This is a genomic window from Nocardia sp. NPDC019323, from assembly GCF_044389845.1.
Classification (GTDB): Bacteria; Actinomycetota; Actinomycetes; order Mycobacteriales; family Mycobacteriaceae; genus Nocardia; species Nocardia implantans.
In genome coordinates this window covers 1,259,422-1,278,393 of sequence record NZ_JBIRYN010000001.1, presented here as the reverse complement: position 1 = coordinate 1,278,393, position 18,972 = coordinate 1,259,422, and the positions used below count along the sequence as shown (strand labels likewise).

Genomic DNA, 18,972 nt, shown 5'->3' with positions numbered 1-18,972 from the left:
ATCGGCACCGTCGTCACGGCGGCCATGGGACCGGCAGCACCGCGGGCAAGCCGATCCGTCTGTCTGTCTGTAGGTCCGTAGGTCCCGGCGGGCGCCGCCGGTTACCGCTGCGGTCGGCCGCCGGGTGCGCCGCTGCCGGGCGGGCGCCCGCCTGGCTGCGGCCCGGAACCGTTTCCCGGCTGCGTGTTCTGTGACTTCTCGGCGACGCCGACGGTGAGCGCGACGCGCAGGCCGGAGGACGGCGTGCCGGTCACGGTGGCCAGTTCCGCGTCCCAGCCGTCACCGAAGATGCCGTCGGAGGCGAGCGTGACCTGCGAGAGGTTGGTGACACTGCGCGCGTAGCCGGGATCGTCAGCGAACACCGCATCGCAGGTGTCCTGCGGCAAAGCGATCTGCGAGGTCAGGCGGGCATTCCGGCCCGCGACCGCGGTCTCGAGCGAGTCGTAGACCTCGAAGTGGATGTGCGGCCACCGGCCCGAATAGCAGGCCGGGAAGATCGAGGTGAAGGTCACTTTGCCGTCGTCGCCGGCCACCTGGACGCCACGGAGATAGTTCTGCTCGGTGACACCGCCGCTGTAGAGCGAGTAGTTGCCGTCGCGGTCGCAGTGCCACACGTACACCGCCATGCCCGCTCCGGCGGCGCCGTTTTTCGCCAAGTCGCGCAGCGTCAGTTCGAGCGTCATCGGGACGCCCTGCGCGACACCGGAATAGGAGCCGAACGAGCTGGTGATGTCGCTGCGCACCACGCCGGACTCGACGAGGATGTTGGGTCCGTTCGTCCCGTCGGCCGGATACGGCCCCTCGGTCTCCTGCGGGGCGGCGGTGATGCCGCCGGATTCCGCGGCGGCCGTGGCGGTCGCCGTGGCCGCGGTGTCGTTCGATGCCGACGCGCAACCGGCCGCGACCGCCGCCGCGCCCGCGCTCGCCCCGAGGAAGAACAGGGCGCGCCGCCGGGACATCAGCACTTTCATGTCGTGTGCGAGGCCGAGATCGTGCTCGTGCACCTCATCGCGTCGTGCGCTCACTGTCCGTCCTTCCGTTCGCCGGTTCGTCTTCCGCGACGTTAGGAACGGGCCCTCGGGTTCGGCTGGGTTCCCGCTGGGAGTTCGCTGTGTGGCTCAGCGTCTGCTGGCCCTGCGGTAGCCGATGCTCGCGGGCACCGCGAACAGGACGATCGCGCCGAGCGACCACAGAACGGTGAGCGTGAGCGGACGCGCCAGCGGCCCGCCGAAGGCGAGCGCGCGCATGGCGTCGACCCCGGCCGACATGGGCTGGTTGCGCACCACCGGCTGGATCCACTTCGGGAAGGCGACCAGCGGCACGAAACCGGTGCTGAAGAACATCATCAGCGAGGTCAGGATCGTGATGCCCTCCACGAGCGTCGCTTTCGCGGTGAACACCGCGATCGAGGTGACGACGGTGGCGAAGGCCAGTCCGAAGAGCACCGGGAGGAACAGGAAGGCGATCGCCGCCGCGACGCCCTCGTGGAAGCGGAATCCGAGCACGAAGCCGACCAGCACGACGGCGAGGGTGCAGGCGAAGATGCGGCAGCCCTCGGCGAGCACCCGCGAGGCCAGGCCGGAGGCGCGGTGCACAGGCAGCACCCAGAAGCGCGCGAGCAGGCCCGAGTCGCGTTCGCGGCCGAGCAGCACACCGCCCGCGACGGCGCCGGACAGCGCGCCGACCAGGGCGACCATGGGCACCGAGCCGTACAGCGCGCTCTCGCCGGTGAACTTCTGGATCTGCCCGCCGATCACGGTGTTCAGCATGACCAGCAGCAGACACGGGATGATCAGCGTCTCCAGCAGCGTGACCGGATTGCGCGCCCAGCGCAGCAGCAGCCGTTGGGTCTGGATCAGCGTGTGCCGCACCAGCGCCGACACCGACAGCTCGGAGCCGGTGCGGAAGCGATCCTGGTGGTCGGTCAGCAGCGCCATCACGCCCTCCTCGAGCTCAGCCGGATCGACAGCGGGACGCAGATGATCAGAACGGCCAGCGCCCAGGCCAGCGGCGGACCCAGCAGCGACCAGGTCACCTGACCGGCGTTCGGCCCGCTGTCCCCGGCGAACGCCCGCAGGGCGATGGCCCACTGCGACACCGGCTGATTGCGCACGAACGGCTGCACCCATGCCGGGAACTGGTCGGCGGGCGCGATGCCGGTGGACAGCATGCCGAAGATCAGCGGCGGCAGCACCAGCGCCTGCGCCGTCGCTTCCGGGTTGCGCGACACGGTGCCGATCACATCACCGCCCCAGATCAGCGCGACGCCGATGAGCAGCGAGAACAGCACGAAGCCGAGGGTGTGCGCCGCGCCGAGATAGAAGCGGAAGCCGATGACGTGGCCGCAGATCAAGGCCGTGATCAACGCGATCACCAGACGGAAGACGCTGCCGGACAGGCGCGCCGTCACCGGCACCAGCGGGCCGATCGGCATCGAGCCGAAGCGCCGGTTGAGCCCGGCGACCGAATCGGTGGCGGCGCGGAAGGCCGCCGAGACCGCGGTGAACGCGGCGGCCTGCAGGATCACCAGCGGCATCATGTACTGCGCGTAACTGCTGAAGCCGGTGCCGATGACGGTCATGATGGTCTTCAGCGGGATGTAGAAGCTGGCGGTGAACGTCACGGGCGCCAGCACCGAGGTGAGCACCTCGCCGGTCTGCACCGACGGCACGATCAGCCGGGTGGTCAGCACCCACCACTGCTGCGGCCGCAGCGGCGCGGCGCGGGTCTGGCTGAGCCAGGTCGCCGCCGTCACGACACGACCTCCCGCCGCGCGCGTTCCTCCGTCGTCGCCAGATGCCCGGTCAGCTGGAGGAACACGTCGTCGAGCGATGGGCGGCGCAGTGCGACGTCCACCAGGTCGAAGCCGGCGCTGTCCAGTCGGCGCAGGGCCTCCAGCAGGGTCTTCGCGCCGTCCGGAGCAGGGACGGCGATCCGGTCGGAATCGGGGCCGAGCGCGTCCCTGTTCTCCTGCGGCAGCAGCGAACCGAGGGCGGCGGCGATGGCGGGCAGATCCTTCAGATTCAGCGGCACCACCTCGCAGTAGCTGCCGCCGGTGCGCGCCTTCAGTTCGTCGGCCGTGCCGTGGGCGATCACCTTTCCGTGATCGATGACGATGATCCGGTCGCTGAGCGCGTCGGCTTCCTCCAGGTACTGGGTGGTGAGCAGGGTGGTGATGCCCGCCTTCTTGAAGCCGGCGACCAGATCCCAGACCCCTTGCCTGCTGCGCGGATCCAGCCCGGTGGTCGGCTCGTCCAGGAACACCACGTCGGGCCGCACCACCAGGCCGCAGGCGATGTCGATGCGCCTGCGCATGCCGCCGGAGTAGGTGCCGACCCGGCGGCCCGCCGCGCGTTCGAGGTCGAACTCGGCCAGCAGCTCGTCCGCGCGGGCACGGGCGGCCCGCTTGCGCAGGCCCATCAGCCTGCCGAACATCACCAGGTTCTCGTAGCCGCTGAGCATGTCGTCCAGCGCGGCGTACTGCCCGGTCAGCATGATGCTGCGGCGGACGGCGGCGGGATCGGCCAGCACGTCGTGGCCCGCGACCGTCGCCCGGCCTCGGTCCGGCCGGATCAGCGTGGACAGGACGTTCACCGTGGTGGTCTTGCCCGCGCCGTTCGGTCCCAGGATGCCGAGCACCTCGCCCGGCTCGGCCGCGAAGTCGACTCCGCGCAACGCCTTGACCGCGCCGAAGGATTTCTCGATCCCCTCGACGACGACTCCTTGGTCGGAATTCATCCTCGGCCTCCCAGATGTGCATCGAGCACGCGCGCGATGACCGGCAGCACGTGCGGCGCGGTCAGTTCGTCGTGGGTCGCCTCGATGTCGTGGTTGATGATCTCGCCGGTCACGTACGGCCCCCAGCCGTCGGGACCGAAGATGTCGGAGGTGTCGACTATCGCGCTGAAGTACACGATGTCGCCGTCGAACACCGGACGGCGGTACCCGGTTCTGGTGCGCGCGGCGGCGTTGTAGGACGCGGCCATGCGCTCCAAGGTCGCGGCGTCGATCAGCGAGACGCCGCCGAGCCGTTCGCGGATCAGGTCCGCCGCCTGCTGCGCGGTCGCGTCGGCGGGGACGTCCTCGATGCCGAACACCGCGCCGAAGGTGTGCACGAACGAGCCCGCGGTGAGCGGTTCGATGCTGTCGCCGTCGATGTCGGCGGTGTCGGCGTCCAGCAGCGCGACCACGCCCACCTCGGCGCCTTCGGCCTTCAGCTTCGCCGCCGCCGCGTGGGCGATCAGCCCGCCGAACGACCAGCCCAGCAGGTGGTACGGCCCCTCGGGTTGCAGGGCCCTGATCTCCCGCACATAGCGCTCGGCGAACTCGTCGATCGAGCGCGCGGGTGGTTCGTGACCGCCGAGGTCGGGCGCTTGCAGCCCGTAGATCGGGCGGCCCGGCGCGAGCGCGTCGGCGAATCCCAGGTAGGTCCACGACATCCCGGACGACGGGTGGATGCAGAACAGCGCGGGTCGCTCGCCGCCGAGCCGGATCGGCAGCACCACGTCGAGTCCGAGGCCGCCCGCCGCGGGAACGGCCGGAGACGCCGTGGCCGCCGCTTCCTCTTCGGCGGCGTCCCGCGCCGCCGGGGTGTGGGCGAACCGGGCCGCGGCGTGCAGGGCCTCGATCCACAGATCGGCCAGTTCGGCGACCTCGTCGTGGTCGAGCAGGGTGGACGGGAAGCCGAAGCTCGCCCGCAAGCGGTCGCCGATCACGACGGCGTTCACGTCGATCGCCGATTGCAGTGGCACACCGGGGTCTTCGGCGACGTGCACGTCACCCAGCTCGTCGGTCGGCAGCCAACCCAGGCCCTCGAGTCCGGCCGGGATGTCCCCGGTGGAGTAGCGGCCGAGGTAGTTGAAGCCGATCCGGCCCGGCAGCCGTTCCGGCAACTGCCGCGCGGTCTCGGCGTTGAGGTAGCGCAGCAAGCCGAAGCCGATACCTTTGTCCGGCACCGCGAGCAACTGGTGTTTGACGGCGCGGATCGCGGCGCCCAACGCTGGTCCACCGGCGAGCGCGTCGTCGATGTCGATCTGCGCGAGGTCCAGGCGCACCGGGTAGATGCTGGTGAACCAGCCGACCGTGCGGGACAGGTCGGCGCCGGGAGCCACTTCTTCCTGACGGCCGTGCCCTTCCATGCGCAGCAGCGCCGACGGGTCACCGCCACGCCAGCGCACCAGCGCCAGCGCCAAGGTGGCCAGCAGTGTGTCGTTGACGCTGCCCTGGAACAGGCCGGGCAGTGTGGTGAGCAGCGCGGTGGTGACCTCGGCGGACAGCTCCCGCTCGACCATGCGCAGCGTGCCGGTCCGGTCGACGGCGGGATCGAGTTCCCGGCCGCCGAGCGGCGGATCGGAACCGGCGAGCACGTCGTGCCAGTACGCCAGTTCGGCGACCCGCTTCTGGGAATGCGCTTCGTCGGTCAGCGCGTGGGCCCATCGCCGCATCGAGGTTCCGGTCTCCGCGAGCACCGCAGTGGCGCCCGCCGACACCTGGGCCCACGCGGCCACCAGGTCCGGGATCAGGATGCGCCAGGACACACCGTCGATCACCAGGTGGTGGGCCAGCACGATCAACCGGCCCGCTCCGGTGCGCGACCCAGCGTCGCCCACCGGGTCCAGCCAAATGAATTGCAGCACAGTGCCATCGGCTGGATCGAGCCGGTCGGCCGCCGCGTCCAGCTCGGTCATGGCGAACTCGTGCAGTTCGATCGGGTCCACGGCGGTGAACTCCACCCGGTGCACCAGCGCGTCCACGTCGACCGATCCGGGCGGGCCGACCAGTACGCGCGGCCCGTCCGCGCCGTCGGTCACCAGCCGGGCGCGCAGCATGTCGTGCCGGTCCACCGCGGCGGCGAGCACCGCCACGATCTGCGCGCGCTCGATGCCCACGGGCAATTCGAGCACCGCCGTCTGGGCGAAGCGGTCGTAGTTCCCGCCACGTTCGAGCATGTAGTGCACGATCGGCGTGAGCGGCAGCTCGCCCACACCGCCGCCGGGCAGTTCGTCCAAGGTCACCGCGGCGCCCGCCGCGTCGACGGCCGCGGCCAGCGCCGCCACCGTGCGGTGCTCGAACACCTGCAGCGGGGTACAGGTGATGCCCTGCTGCTTGGCGCGCGACACCAGCTGGATCGCCAGGATGCTGTCGCCGCCCAGCGCGAAGAACGAGTCGTCGGCGCCCACCCGCCCCACACCCAGCAACTCGCCGAAGATCGCGGCCAGCTGCTGTTCGGTCGGCGTGACCGGCGCGCGGTACTCGGTGCGGTCGCCGGCGAACTCCGGTGCGGGCAGCGCCTTGCGGTCCAGCTTGCCGACCGCGTTGAGCGGGATCTCCTCCAGCACGACGAACGCCGACGGCACCATGTAGCCGGGCAGGAGGTCGGCGGCGAAGGCGCGCACCGTCGCCACGTCGAGGTCGCGGCCGGGCGTGCGGACCAGGTAGGCGGCCAGCGCGGTGGCCCCGGTGGGGCCGGGCACGCCGAGCGTCACCGCGAAGTCCACGCCGTCGGCGCGGCCGAGCACCGCGTCGATCTCGCCCAGCTCGATGCGCTGGCCGCGCACCTTGACCTGGAAGTCGGTGCGGCCCAGGTACTCCAGCTCGGGTCCGGCGTCGCCGCGAATCCAGCGCACCAGATCGCCGGTGCGGTACATCCGTTCACCCGCCGCGCCGAACGGTCCGGCGACGAAGCGGGCCGCGGTCAGGCTCGCCCGCGCGTGGTAGCCGCGCGCCAGCGCCGGTCCGGCGAGGTACAGCTCGCCCGCGACGCCGAACGGAACCGGGCGCAGCCGGTCGTCGAGCACCAGCACCTGCGCGCCCTGCACCGGCGTGCCGATGGACACGGGGGTGCCCACCGTCAGCGGCGCCGAACCCGTCGCCCAGATGGTCGATTCGGTGGGGCCGTACAGGTTGACCATGGTGCGTCCGGTGGCCCAGCGCTCGACCAGCTCCGCGCCGACCGCCTCGCCCGCCACCGCGAGCACCCGCACGCTGCTCACCTCGGCCGGGTCGAGGGTCGCCAGCGCGGAGGGAGTGATCACCATGTGGGTGACCTGTTCGGTGTCGATCAGTTCCGCCAGCGCGCTGCCGCCGAACACCTCCGGCGGCGCGACCACCGAAGCGCCACCGGAACCGAACGCCATGATCGCCTCGAACACCGACGCGTCGAAACTCGGCGACGCCACCTGCAGCACCCGGGAATGCTCGTCCAGGCCGAGCGAAACCTTCTGCGCCGCCACCAGATCAGCGATGCCACGATGGGAGACCGCGACGCCCTTCGGCGTGCCCGTCGAGCCGGAGGTGTAGATCATCCACGCCGCGTTGTCCGGCCGGATGGGGCGGGGCAGTTCCCGCTCGCTCAGCGGGCGACTGCTCGCGGCGCTCCACCGCTCGACCAGCGCGAGGTCGTCGAGCACCAGCCAGTTCGCGCTGTCGGGCAGCATGGGCCGGAACGCGGCGAGGGTCAGCCCGAGCGTCGCGCCGGAGTCGGTGAGCATGTGGTCGATGCGCTCGACCGGGTGCTTGGGATCGACCGGAAGGAACGCCGCGCCCGCCTTCGCCGCGGCCCACATGCCGATGAGCAGTTCCGCAGAACGCGGAAGGCCCAGCGCGACAACCGTTTCCGGTCCGCCACCGGATTCGAGCAAGACGCGGGCCAAGCGAGCGGCGTGCGCGTCGATCTCGGCATACGTGGTGGTCTGTCCGTCGCACACCACAGCGATGCGATCCGGGTAACGCCGCACGGTCTCGGCCAGCAGCTCCGGCAGGGTGACGGTCGCCGCGGACGCGGGGCCGCGCACCGGCACGAGCGTCGCCCGTTCGGCGTCGCCGAGGATGTCGATATCGGCGAGGCGGACCTCGGGCCGCGTCAGCACCGTCGCGAGCACGCGCCGCCACCGGGTGGCGAACGCGGCCACCGTCGCCTCGTCGAACAGATCGGTGGCGTAGGTGAGCACGGCCTCGATGCCCGCCGGGCCGCTGTCGGCGAAGCGTTCGCGCAGATCCAGGGTCAGGTCGAACTGGGAGGCGTCACGTTCGAAGTCCTCCACCTCGAACCGCAGGCCGGGCAGCTCCAGCACGGGTTCGACGAAGTTCTGCAGCGACAGCGAGACCTGGAACAGCGGGTGGTGCGCGGTCGAGCGCGCCGGATCCAGCACCTGGACCAGCCGCTCGAACGGGACGTCCGCGTTGGCGAAGGCGTCGAGGTCCGCGGACCGGACGGTGTCCAGGAACGCGGTGAAGCCCGCGCCGGCGTCGACCGGGGTGCGCAGCGCCAGTGTGTTGACGAACATGCCGACGAGCTGGTCGAGCGCTTCCTCCCCGCGCCCCGCGACCGGAGTGCCGATCAGCACGTCATCGGTGCCGGCCAGGCGTGCCAGCAGCACCGCGAGCGCCGCGTGCACCACCATGAACGGGCTGACGTGGTGGGCGGTGGCGAAGTCGGCCAGCGCCCGGTGCGTCTGGGCGTCGACGGTGAAACGCAAGTCGGCGCTGTGCATGGTCTGCACCGCGGGGCGCGGCCGGTCGGAGGGCAGTTCCAGCTCGTCGGGCGCGCCCGCGAGGGTCGCGCGCCAGAATTCGATCTGCCGCGCCGCCAGCGATTCCGGGTTCGCTTCGTCGCCGAGCACCTCGCGGTGCCACAGCGCGAAATCGGCGTACTGCACCGGCAGCGGTACCCGCTCGGCGTGCCCGCCTCCGGCCCGCTCGGAGTAGGCGGCGACCAGATCGGTGGCCAGCGGCGCCATCGACGCCCCGTCCGCGCTGATGTGGTGCACCACCAGCACGACGACGTGCACCGGCGGCGTGGCGGCGCTCTCGCCGGAACTCGCGGTGTAGCTCGACGAGACCGGCGCGGTCGCGGCCGCGGGACCGGACGAGACCGGCGTTTCGCCCGTCGAAGGCGCCGACGACACCGGTGCGGCGGTCGCGGAAGGCTCGACGCCGCCGTGGATACGCAACAGGCCCACCCGCAGCGGCGGCTGGGTGGCGAGGTCGAAGCCGGTGCCCGCCAGTTCGGTGATCCGCTCACGCAGCCGCGCGCCGTCCTCGGTATCGGCCACCGGCATCGCGGGCACGGCCACGTCGGCGTCGATCACGACCTGACGCGGCCCTTCCGCGTCGGCGGGGTAGAGCGTGCGCAGGCTCTCGTGCCGGTCCACCACGTCGACGAGCGCCGCGCGCAGCGCCTCGACGTCCAGGTTCCCGGTGAGCCGCAGCGCCACGGCGATGTTGTAGGCGGCCGAAGCCGGATCCATCCGGTTGAGCACCCACATGCGCTGTTGCGCGGGCGACAGCGGGACCCGATCCGGCCGGATCCGCGGCGCGAGACCGAACCCGCCCGGCTGCGCGCCGGTGGCGGGCACCACCCGGGCCGACAGTTGGGCCACGGTCGGCGCGTCGAACAGATCACGCAGCGCGATCCGCGAGCCGAGCGCCGCGTTCACCCGCGCCACCACCTTGGTCGCGCTCAGCGAGTTGCCGCCCAGCTCGAAGAACGACTGGTCGACGCCGACGCGATCGCGTTCGAGCACCTCGCCGAACACGGCGGCCACCGCCTCCTCGACGGGGCCGCGCGGCGCGAGATAGGGCCGCTGACTTTCGGAGAAGTCCGGCACCGGAAGGGCTTTGCGATCCAGCTTGCCGACGGGCGTGAGCGGAATCGAGTCGAGCACCACGAGGTAGCCGGGCACCATGTATCCGGGCAGTTCCGCGGCCACCTGCGCGCGCAGCCGCTCGACGTCCAGTCGCACGCCTTCGGCGGGCAGCACGTAGGAGACCAGCACGGTGGTCCCGGCGGGGCCGGTGCGCCCGATGGTCACCGCGTACTCGACCTCGTCGTCGCGAGAGAGCACGGCGTCGATCTCGCCCAGCTCGATGCGCAGGCCGCGGATCTTGACCTGGAAGTCGCTGCGGCCCAGGTACTCCAGCTCGGGACCGTCGCCGTGATCGACCCAGCGCACCATGTCGCCGGTGCGGTACATCCGCCCGCCGGGCGCGCCGAAGGGGTCGGCGACGAACCTGCCCGCGGTCATCTCGAACCGGTTGAAATAGCCGCGCGCGAGCGCGGGACCCGCGAGGTACAGCTCGCCGGGCACCCCCATCGGCACCGGACGCAGCCAAGCGTCCAGCACCACGGTGGACGCGCCACGGATGGGCCCGCCGATCGTGATCGGCTCGCCGGTGACGAGTTCGCCCGGCCCGGTCGCCCAGATGCTGAACTCGGTGGGGCCGTACAGGTTCACCATCCGCCTGCCCGGCGCCCATCGCTCGATCAGCTCCGGCGTCGCCGCCTCGCCCGCGACCGCGAGCACGCGCAGGTGCTCGAGCCCGGCGGGCTCCATGGTGGCCAGCGCCGATGGCGTGATCACGGCGTGGGTGACGCGCTGGGTGCGCAGCAGCGTCTCCAGTTCCGTCCCGCCGTAGACGTCCGGCGGCGACACCACCAGCCTGCCGCCGGCGCCGTGCGCGGTGAGCAGTTCGAACACCGAGGCGTCGAAGCTGGGCGAGGCCACCTGCAGCGCGCTCGCGGTGGGGTCGAGGGCAAGGGTTTCCCGCTGCGCCGCAACGAGATTCGCGATGCCGCGGTGGCTGAGCAGCACGGCCTTCGGCTTGCCGGTGGAGCCGGAGGTGTAGATCAGGTACGCGGTCTGGTCCAGGTCGATCGGCCCGCCGCGCTCGGCGTCGGTGATCGGGGCCTCGGAGACCGTCATCACCCGCCGGATGGTGTTCAGGTCGTCGAGCAGCAGCCAGTCGATCGTGCCCGGCAGCGTCTCGCCGGTCGCGGTGACCGTCACGCCGATCGGGGCCTTGGAGTCGCTGAGCATGTGCTCGATGCGCTCCACCGGGTAGTTCGGGTCCAGCGGAGCGAACGCGGCGCCGGTCTTGGCCAGCGCCCACACCGCGACCACCGATTCCAGGGAGCGGGTGAGCGCGAGCACGACGAACACCTCGCGCCCGACGCCGCGGCGCAGCAGCACCCGGGCGAAGCGGTTGGACCAGGCGTCGAGCTCGGCATAGGACATGGTGAGCTCGCCCGCGGTGATCGCGATCGCGTCCGGATCGATCCGCGCGCCCGCGGTGAGCAGCTCGGGCAGCGTGGCGGGCGGCACCGGCTCCGGGCCGCGCACCGGAGCCAGCGCGGCGCGCTCGGCGGCGTCGCAGTACTGCACCTGGGAGACCAGGGCGTGCGGGTTGTCCGCGAGCTGGGTCAGCAGCCGGACGAAACGGTCCAGCAGCGGCCGCGCCTCCCGCATCGGCAGCTGGTCGGCCATGTACTTCAGCGTGATCCGCAGCGTGTCACGGCCGTTCTCGCCGCGCAGTGGGATCACCATGAGGTTCAGCGGATACGGCGTCGCATCGGTGCCTTCCACGTCGAGCACCCGCATGCCCGCGATGTCCAGCGCCTGCGACAGCGCTTCGCGATCGATGGGGTAGGACTCGAACACGGTGAGCGTGTCGAAAAGCTCGGCGAGGCCGACCGCCTGGTGGATGGCGGCGAGCCCGACGTGCTGATGGTCCATCAGCCGCGCCTGCTCGGATTGCACGCGGGCGAGCAGGTCGGTGACCTTCTCCGCCGGATCGAGGCGTACCCGCACCGGCAGCGTGTTGATGAACAGGCCGACCATCTCCTCGACCCCGGCCAGCTCCGGCGGCCGTCCCGAGACGGTGCCGCCGAACACCACGTCGGTGCGACCGGTGAGCATGGTCAGCAACATCGCCCACGCGGCCTGCACCAAGGTGTTCACCGTCGCGCCCGCTTCCCGGCCCGTGGTCTCCAGCCCGGCCACGGTGTCGCGGGACAGGTCGACGGAGATCATGCCGGTTTCGGTCGATTCGATCCCGGCGAGGGTGGGCACCGCGCGGGTCGGCGTGTCGATACCCGCCAGCGACTCGGTCCACGCGGCGAGGGATTCCGCGTCGTCCCTGGTCTCCAGCCAGGTGAGGAATTCGCGGTAGGAGTGCGCGGGCGGCAGGGCCGCGGCGTCGCCGTCGGTGACGTAGAGGGTGAGCAGTTCGCGCACCAGCAGCGGCGTCGACCAGCCGTCCAGCACCAGGTGGTGGTTGGTGAGCACGAATCGGTAGGTGTCCGAGGCGGTCCGGATGAGCGTGCAGCGCAGCAGCGGGGGGCGGGTGAGTTCGAAGCGGGTGCGGGCGTCCACCGCGATCAACCGGTCGACCTCCCTGGTGCGCTCGGCGCTGTCGGCGATGCCGGTGACATCGGCCTCCCGCCAGTCGATCTCGGCATCGGCCAGCACCAGCTGGCGCGGCCCGTCCTCGGTCTCGACGAAAGCGACGCGCAGGTTCTCGTGCCGGGTCACCAAAGCCTGCGCCGCGCGGCGCAATCGGGGCGCGTCCACGGTGCCCGCGAGGGTGAGCAGCGACTGCACCGTGTAGCCGTCGGCGGTGTCGGAGTCGTAGAGCGCGTGGAAGAGCAGGCCGTATTGCAGTGGCGAGAGCGGCCAGACGTCGGCCAGGTTCGGGTAGGCGCGCTCCCAGGCGTCGATCTGCGCCTGCGAGACGGTGACCAGGTCGAAGTCCGACGGTGTGCGTCCGCCCGCGTTCGCGGACGCCGCGTGCCGGGCCAGCGCGGCGAGTGCCTGCTCCCACAGCGCGGTGAGTTCGCCGAGATCCGCCTCGTCGAAAAGCCGTCCGGCGTAGGCCCAGGTGACTTCGAGTCCGGCGTCGGTGAGCACGGCGTTGATATCCACCGCCGCGGCCAGCGGCGCGCGGTCGTCCTGGGTCGCGGCGAACCGGCGCGGCAGCCACGGTTCCGCGTCGCCGCCGGTGGACGCGCGCCCGAGATAGTTGAAGCTGATCTGCGGGGTGGGCGCGTCCGCCAGCGCCGCCGCGGTGCTCGGGACCAGGTAGCGCAGCATCCCGAAACCGATGCCCTTGTCCGGCAGGGCGCGCAGCTGTTCCTTGGTCGCCTTGATCGCCGCGCCCGCCGCGGCGCCGCCCGCGAACGCGTCCGCCACGTCGATGCAGGCCAGATCGACCGCGACGGGATAGACGCTGGTGAACCAGCCCACCGTGCGCGCCACGTCGGCGCCGGGCAGGACGGACTCCGCGCGGCCGTGACCCTCCAGGGTGAACAGCGTGGAGGTGCGCCCGCGCCACCGGGCCACCGCGAGCGCGAGCCCGGTCAGCAGCACGTCGTCGGCGCCGCAGTGGAAGCGATCCGGCGCGGTGGTGAGCACGGACCTGGCGATGTCCGGCGGTACGACGGTCGTCAGGTGCGCCATGGAGCCGACCACGTCGACGGCCGGGTCCATCGGCGCCGAGCCGAGCGCGGGGTCGGGTGTGGCCAGGATGCGTTGCCACAGCGGCAGTTCGCCGACGCGCGTGGCCGCGTGCTCGCGTTGGCCGTACGCCCAACGGCGGAAGGACGTGCCGACCGGTGCGAGCTCGGCGCCCAGCGTGGCGGTGGCCAGATCCGGCAGCAGGATCCGCCAGGAGACGCCGTCGGTGACGAGATGGTGCAGCACCAGCCACAGCAGCGGCGCGGCGTCGGCGCGCTCGATCCACGCGAAACGCGCGACCACGCCCGCCTCCGGGTCGAGCAGGTCGGCGGCGCGCTGCAAGGCGCGCTCGCAGGTCGCGTCGAGATTGGCGTCCGCGGTCACGATTTCCAGCAGGGCGCCCGCGTTCACCGCGCCGGGTTCGGCGACCACCCAGCTCCAGCCGTCGCCGGTGCGGCGCAGCGTCGAGCGCAGCAGGTCGTGCCGGTCCAGCAGCGCCGCGAGGGCGGTGACGAGGTCCGCGCGCTCCGTGCCCGCGGGCAGCTCGATCAGCACCGCTTGGGCGAACCGCCGCCAGGTGTCACCGGCATCGAGCATCGCGTGCACGATCGGCGTGAGTTCCACCTCGCCGACCCCGCCGCCGGGCAGCTCGCGCACTTCTCCGGTCGGCACGTCGGTGGCCACCGCGGCCAGCGCGGCGACGGTCTTGCGCTCGAAGACATCCCGCGCGCCGAATCCGAGACCGGCCGCCTTCGCTCGTGACACCAACTGGATCGAGACGATGCTGTCGCCGCCGAGCGCGAAGAAGCTCTCGTCCACCCCCACCGATTCCAGGCCGAGCACCTCAGCGAACAGCGCGGCGAGCTTCTCCTCGCGCGGCGTGGACGGTGGCCTGCTCACGGTGGTGCGCGCGCCGAATTCCGGTGCAGGCAGGGCTTTGCGGTCCACCTTGCCGAGCGGCGTGAGCGGAAGACGGTCCAGCACCATGATCACCGCGGGCACCATGTAGGCCGGAAGTGTCTCTCCCGCAGCGGCTTTCAGCGCCTCCGGGTGGACTTGCGCGCCCGGTTCCGGCAGCACGTACGACACGAGCGCGGTGGCGCCCGAACCGGTTTCGACGCCGAGGGTGAGCGCGAAGTCGACGCCGGGTTGCCGCTGCAAGGCGGCGTCGATCTCGCCGAGCTCGATGCGGAAGCCGCGCACCTTCACCTGGAAGTCGCTGCGTCCCTGATACTCCAGTTCGACGCGCCCGTCGTTGTGCACCCAGCGCACCAGGTCGCCGGTGCGGTACATACGCTCGCCGTCGCCGTACGGGTCGGCGACGAAGCGGTCGGCGGTGAGCCCGTTGCGCCGGTGGTAGCCGCGCGCGACGCCGGGACCGGCGAGGTACAGCTCCCCGACGGTGCCGGGCGGCAGCGGCCGCAGCCACGGATCGAGGACCACGGCCGACACGCCGCGGGCCAGGCGGCCGATGGTGACCGGACCGTCCGGCGTCAGCGGCGCGCTGAGGGTGACGGTGATGGTGGTCTCGGTGGGCCCGTAGCCGTTGAGCAGGGTTCGGCCCGACCATTTCGTCACCAGCTCGGGCGGGCAGGCGTCGCCGCCGACGATCACGGTGCGCAGGTCGGGCAGGCTCGCCGGGTCCAGCGACCCCACGACGGCCGGGGTCACGTTGAGGTGGGTGACGCGGTGGGCGCGCAGCACCTCGGCCAGCTCCTCGCCCGCGTACGCCGACGGCGGCACCACGGCCAGCGTCGCGCCCGCCGCGAGGGCGACGAGGATCTCCTCCACCGAGATGTCGAAACTCGGCGACACGGCATGGGCGACGACGGACTCGGCGTCGACGCCGAATCCGGCGCCGGAGCTCGCCACCAGGTCGGCCAGCCCTCGATGCGGGACGAGCACGCCCTTCGGAAGCCCGGTGGAGCCGGAGGTGTAGATGATGTAAGCGGCCTGGTCCGGGTGCACCGGGGCCAGGCGGTCGGCGTCGGTCACGGGCGCGGCGTCCTGCTCGGTCAGCGCCTGCTCGGTGCCCTCGTCGTCCAGGATCAGCCAGGAGACCCGGCCCGGCAACGACTGTCGCGCGGCCGCCGTCGTGATCCCCGCGACCACCCCGCTGTCGCCGACCATGTGCTCGATCCGGTCGGCCGGATAGGTCGGGTCGATCGGCACGAACGCCGCGCCGGTCTTGGCCACCGCGATCGTCGCCAGCACCGACCGGATCGACCGCGGAATGGAGATCGCCACCGTGCGCTCGGGTCCGGCGCCCGCCGCGATGAGCACCCGGGCCAGCCGGTTGGTGTAATCGTCGACCTCGCGGTAGGTCAGTGCGGTCTCGCCCGCCACCAGCGCGGTCGCCAGCGGATCGCGGGCCGCGCCGTCGGCGAGGATGCCCGGCAGCGTCCGCGCCGCGACGCCCTCGGGTCCGCGAGCGGGCGCGAAGCCGGTGCGCTCCTCGTCCGACAGCACCGGCACGCTCGCCAGCGGCGCGTCCGGCCCGGCGGCCAGGAAACGATGCAGGAACGACAGGAACCGGCGGTGCTGCCCGGTCAGCTCGGCGTCGGTGTAAAGGTTGCCGTTGGCCTGGAAGTCGATGTGGGTGCTCTCCCCGCCGACGCCCGGATACAGATTGACGAACAGGTCGTCGATCAACCCCGAGGTCAGCACGTGCAGCCGCCCGGTGACCCGGCCGAGCTGAATTCTGGTGTCGACCATCATCAGGTTCACCGAGGGGCCGAACGACCCGGCCTCGTCCATCGACCAGCCCAGATCGCGGAAGATGTCCTCCTGCCGGTAACGCTGGCGCCGCAGCGCCCCGGTCAGCTCGCCCTGGGCCGCGCGGATCACGTCGCCGACGGTGGTGGCGGGCGTCAGCCGCAGCCGCAGCGGGACCACGTTGGCGATCATGCCGCCCGAACGCCGCAACGTCGCGGTGGTGCGCGCGGACACCGGCAGGCTCAGCACGACTTCCGGCGCGCCGGTCATCGCGGACAGATACGCGCCGAAGGCGGCGACCACGGTCGGCGCGACGCCGGAGGACACCTGCTCGGCGACGGCGTCCAGCAGGCGCCCGGTCTCGGGGGACAGCGCGCCGGTGACCCGCCTCGGGTGCCCGTCCACGGGCGCGGTGCGGCCGGCCAGGCTCACCGGATCGGCCATGCCGTCCAGGTGCGCCAGCCAGTGCTCCCGGTCCGAGCCGAACCGCTCGGAGGTGCGGTAGGCCAGATCCGCCTCGACGATCTTGCGCAGGTCCTCCGCCTTCGCGGGCGGAGCCTCGCGGCCCTCGACGGCGGCGTTGTACAGCTCACCGGTGCGCTGCACCATGGTCAGCGCGCCCATGCCGTCGAGCACGATGTGGTGGATCCGCGAGTACCAGAACCAGCGGTCCGCGCCGACGCGCAGCATGGCGATGCGCACCAGCCGGTCGCGGGTCAGCTCCAGCGGCGTCTCGTATTCCGCGCGCATCCACGCCTGCGCGGCCGCCTCCGGATCGGGGTGGGAACGGAAATCGAGCGTTTCCAGACTGTCGTCGAGGGTCGGATCGACGAATTGGAACGGATGCCCCTCCACCTCGACCAGGCGCAGGTAGCCGGTGCCGAATTCGCGCCCGGCCTGCCGGGCCGAACGCGCGAGCAGGTCGAGGTCGACCGGACCGTTCAGTTCGACGTACTGGGCGATCGAGATCGGCGTCGCGCCCGCGACGTGCTGGGCGAACCAGATGCCGCGCTGTGCCGCCGAGAGGGCGAAGGCCCCGTCGGGAAGAACTGTGTCCGAATCTCTCGCCGAAAGGGAAGGCTGTTGCATGACGTGTCCTACGTTCTGACCGCGATCGGGCCGATCGGCAGTGACCGCCCGCAGCCACCGCGGTACCGGTAGTACGTGCCGCCGCACAGCACGCGGCAACTCAATTCTGAACCGGCGCGGTCGGCGCTGCGGGGTATTGGGCACACTGCGCGACCCGAACATCGCTGTTCGGGTCGCGGGGGAGGGGTTGGGGTCCGGTCAGGCGGCTTTCGGGAGAAGATCCAGGTCCGCCGCGCGCAACGGGGCCGAGGAGCTGGTCAGGTAGCGCTGCAGGGTGGAGCGCTCGTCCAGCACCAGCCAGGTGATCTCGTCCGCCGACTCGGGTCGCTGGTCCTTGGTGGTGATGCCCACCGCGGTGCCGAGGATGTAGGAGCCGTCGTCGGTCACCGGGACGGTGACGGCGCCGAGCTTGGTGGCGGCGCGCTCGGCCACGACGGACTCGATCGGCTGGTCGATCGCCACCGCGATCCGGGTGCCGGGTCCGGCGCCGAGGCGGAGCAGCAGCCGGGCCATGCGGTTGGACCAGCGATCCAACTCGGCGTAGGTCAGGTCGCAATCGGCGGCGGACGCCACGACCGCCTGCGGATCGACCTCGGCGACGGGCTGTGCCACCGGCAGGGAGTACAGGTTGTCGGCGAGCGAATCGGTCAGCGTGTGCATGTCGTGTCCTCGAGGTCGATGGAGAGGTTGTTCGCGTACCTCTGAATCTCGTCCTCGAAAGGGCTTTTCGACAGCAACCCCAGCGCTGGTCCGCGCACTCCCAGGGTGGGGGAAACCTCACCCAAGGGGGTGGGCGGTCAGTCGGTCACGTAGCCGTTGAGCGTGTTGCGCAGGTCGGTGAGCAGGGCGCGGGCGGCGGTGAGGCCGTCGCCGTGCCAGACGGTGTCCTCCACGGCGAACACGCGGCGATCGGTGGCGGCGCCGAGTTCCTTCCACGCGTCGCCGCGCAGCATCTGCTCGCCGTGTTCCTTGCCCTCCTGGCCGGCGAGGATCACGTAGATCACGTCGCCCTCCGCCTTGGTGGCGAACTCGTCCTCGCGCACGTCGAACGAGGAGCCGCGCTGCGCGGCGGGACGCTGCACGCCGGCGTCGGCGAGCACCTGGCCGGAGAAGCTGTCGCCGCCCTGCACCCGCTGGGCGTCGGCCGTGAACCTGATGACCGACGCCTGGGTCTGGCCCGCCGCCAGCGTGGCGCCGGTGTCGCGCGCCTCGGTGCGGTAGTTCTGCAATGCGGTCTCCGCCGCGTCGCTGCGTCCCATACCGGCCGCGAATGCCGCGAATTCGGCCTGCCAGCTGTTGTTCGAACCGACCAGCACGGTCGGGGCGATGGCCTGCAGCGCGCTGAAAGTGGCTGCGCCGGTGGGGTTCTCGCCGAGAATCAGATCCGGGTGCATGGCCGCGATCCGGGCCGGGTCCGGCTGCGCGACGGTGCCGACGCCGGGGATCTTCAGCACGCCGGTGCCCAGGTATGCCGGTTGCGGGCTGGGTCCGTCGATGGTCACCGTCCCCACGACCCGCTCCCACAGACCGAGCGCACACACCGCGTCCAGCGCGGAGGTGCTGAGCACGACGATGCGCTGCGGGTCGGCGGGCACCTCGGAAACCCCCGCCGCGTGGGTGACGCTGCGGGTCTCCCCGGCCGCCGGATCCGGTGCGCTCGGCAGCGCGCACGCCCGGGTGGTGTCGCGCTCCAGCCCCACCACGCCCGCGCCCGCGATGTTGGTGGTGGTGCGCACGATGGAGGGGGAGTCGTCGGTCGCGCCGCCGCAGCCCGCGAGCAGGAGCGCGGCGCACCCGGCCACGACCGCCCGGAACCGGTGACCGGCCGCGCCGCCGCGCTGACCAACCGTGCGAATTCGGGTGCGTACCTGCATCACGTCGCTCACCGGCATGCGAGTGAGGGTACATGTCGGCGGGTGTCGAGCCGTTGGTGAGG

The 18,972-nt window shown here is 71.8% G+C and carries 7 protein-coding genes; all 7 read right to left on the bottom strand.

Annotated elements, in window-relative coordinates; all coding sequences use genetic code 11:
* Positions 1-101 precede the first annotated feature (101 nt).
* A complete protein-coding gene (locus tag ACH49X_RS06035) occupies positions 102-971 on the bottom strand; it encodes an intradiol ring-cleavage dioxygenase (protein ID WP_195078910.1) in 870 nt (289 codons plus the stop codon).
* A 147-nt stretch (positions 972-1,118) separates the two neighbouring features.
* Complete coding sequence (locus ACH49X_RS06030; protein WP_195078566.1) at positions 1,119-1,937, bottom strand: ABC transporter permease; 819 nt, start codon at positions 1,935-1,937, stop codon at positions 1,119-1,121.
* A complete protein-coding gene (locus tag ACH49X_RS06025) occupies positions 1,937-2,755 on the bottom strand; it encodes an antibiotic transporter (RefSeq protein WP_357208212.1) in 819 nt (272 codons plus the stop codon). Before ACH49X_RS06025 ends, ACH49X_RS06030 begins: the two co-directional genes overlap by 1 nt.
* Positions 2,752-3,738 (bottom strand): ATP-binding cassette domain-containing protein, encoded by a 987-nt coding sequence (locus ACH49X_RS06020; RefSeq protein ID WP_195078568.1) that lies wholly within the window; start codon positions 3,736-3,738, stop codon positions 2,752-2,754. The genes ACH49X_RS06025 and ACH49X_RS06020 overlap by 4 nt, the downstream gene beginning before the upstream one ends.
* Positions 3,735-17,036 carry an amino acid adenylation domain-containing protein gene (locus ACH49X_RS06015; protein ID WP_357208215.1) on the bottom strand — a complete coding sequence of 4,434 codons (13,302 nt, stop codon included), beginning with the start codon at positions 17,034-17,036 and terminating at the stop codon, positions 3,735-3,737. The genes ACH49X_RS06020 and ACH49X_RS06015 overlap by 4 nt, the downstream gene beginning before the upstream one ends.
* A gap of 198 nt (positions 17,037-17,234) precedes the next feature.
* Positions 17,235-17,696 carry an AMP-binding protein gene (locus ACH49X_RS06010; RefSeq protein ID WP_195078570.1) on the bottom strand — a complete coding sequence of 154 codons (462 nt, stop codon included), beginning with the start codon at positions 17,694-17,696 and terminating at the stop codon, positions 17,235-17,237.
* A 137-nt stretch (positions 17,697-17,833) separates the two neighbouring features.
* Complete coding sequence (locus tag ACH49X_RS06005; protein WP_357112970.1) at positions 17,834-18,928, bottom strand: ABC transporter substrate-binding protein; 1,095 nt, start codon at positions 18,926-18,928, stop codon at positions 17,834-17,836.
* Positions 18,929-18,972 lie beyond the last annotated feature (44 nt).

What these genes read in the sequence shown, in the direction of transcription:
- ACH49X_RS06010 (WP_195078570.1), bottom strand. Translation starts at nt 17,696, where the DNA reads ATGCACACGCTGACCGATTCGCTCGCCGACAACCTGTACTCCCTGCCG.
- ACH49X_RS06035 (WP_195078910.1), bottom strand. Translation starts at nt 971, where the DNA reads ATGAAAGTGCTGATGTCCCGGCGGCGCGCCCTGTTCTTCCTCGGGGCG.
- ACH49X_RS06015 (WP_357208215.1), bottom strand. Translation starts at nt 17,036, where the DNA reads ATGCAACAGCCTTCCCTTTCGGCGAGAGATTCGGACACAGTTCTTCCC.
- ACH49X_RS06020 (WP_195078568.1), bottom strand. Translation starts at nt 3,738, where the DNA reads ATGAATTCCGACCAAGGAGTCGTCGTCGAGGGGATCGAGAAATCCTTC.
- ACH49X_RS06005 (WP_357112970.1), bottom strand. Translation starts at nt 18,928, where the DNA reads ATGCCGGTGAGCGACGTGATGCAGGTACGCACCCGAATTCGCACGGTT.
- ACH49X_RS06030 (WP_195078566.1), bottom strand. Translation starts at nt 1,937, where the DNA reads ATGGCGCTGCTGACCGACCACCAGGATCGCTTCCGCACCGGCTCCGAG.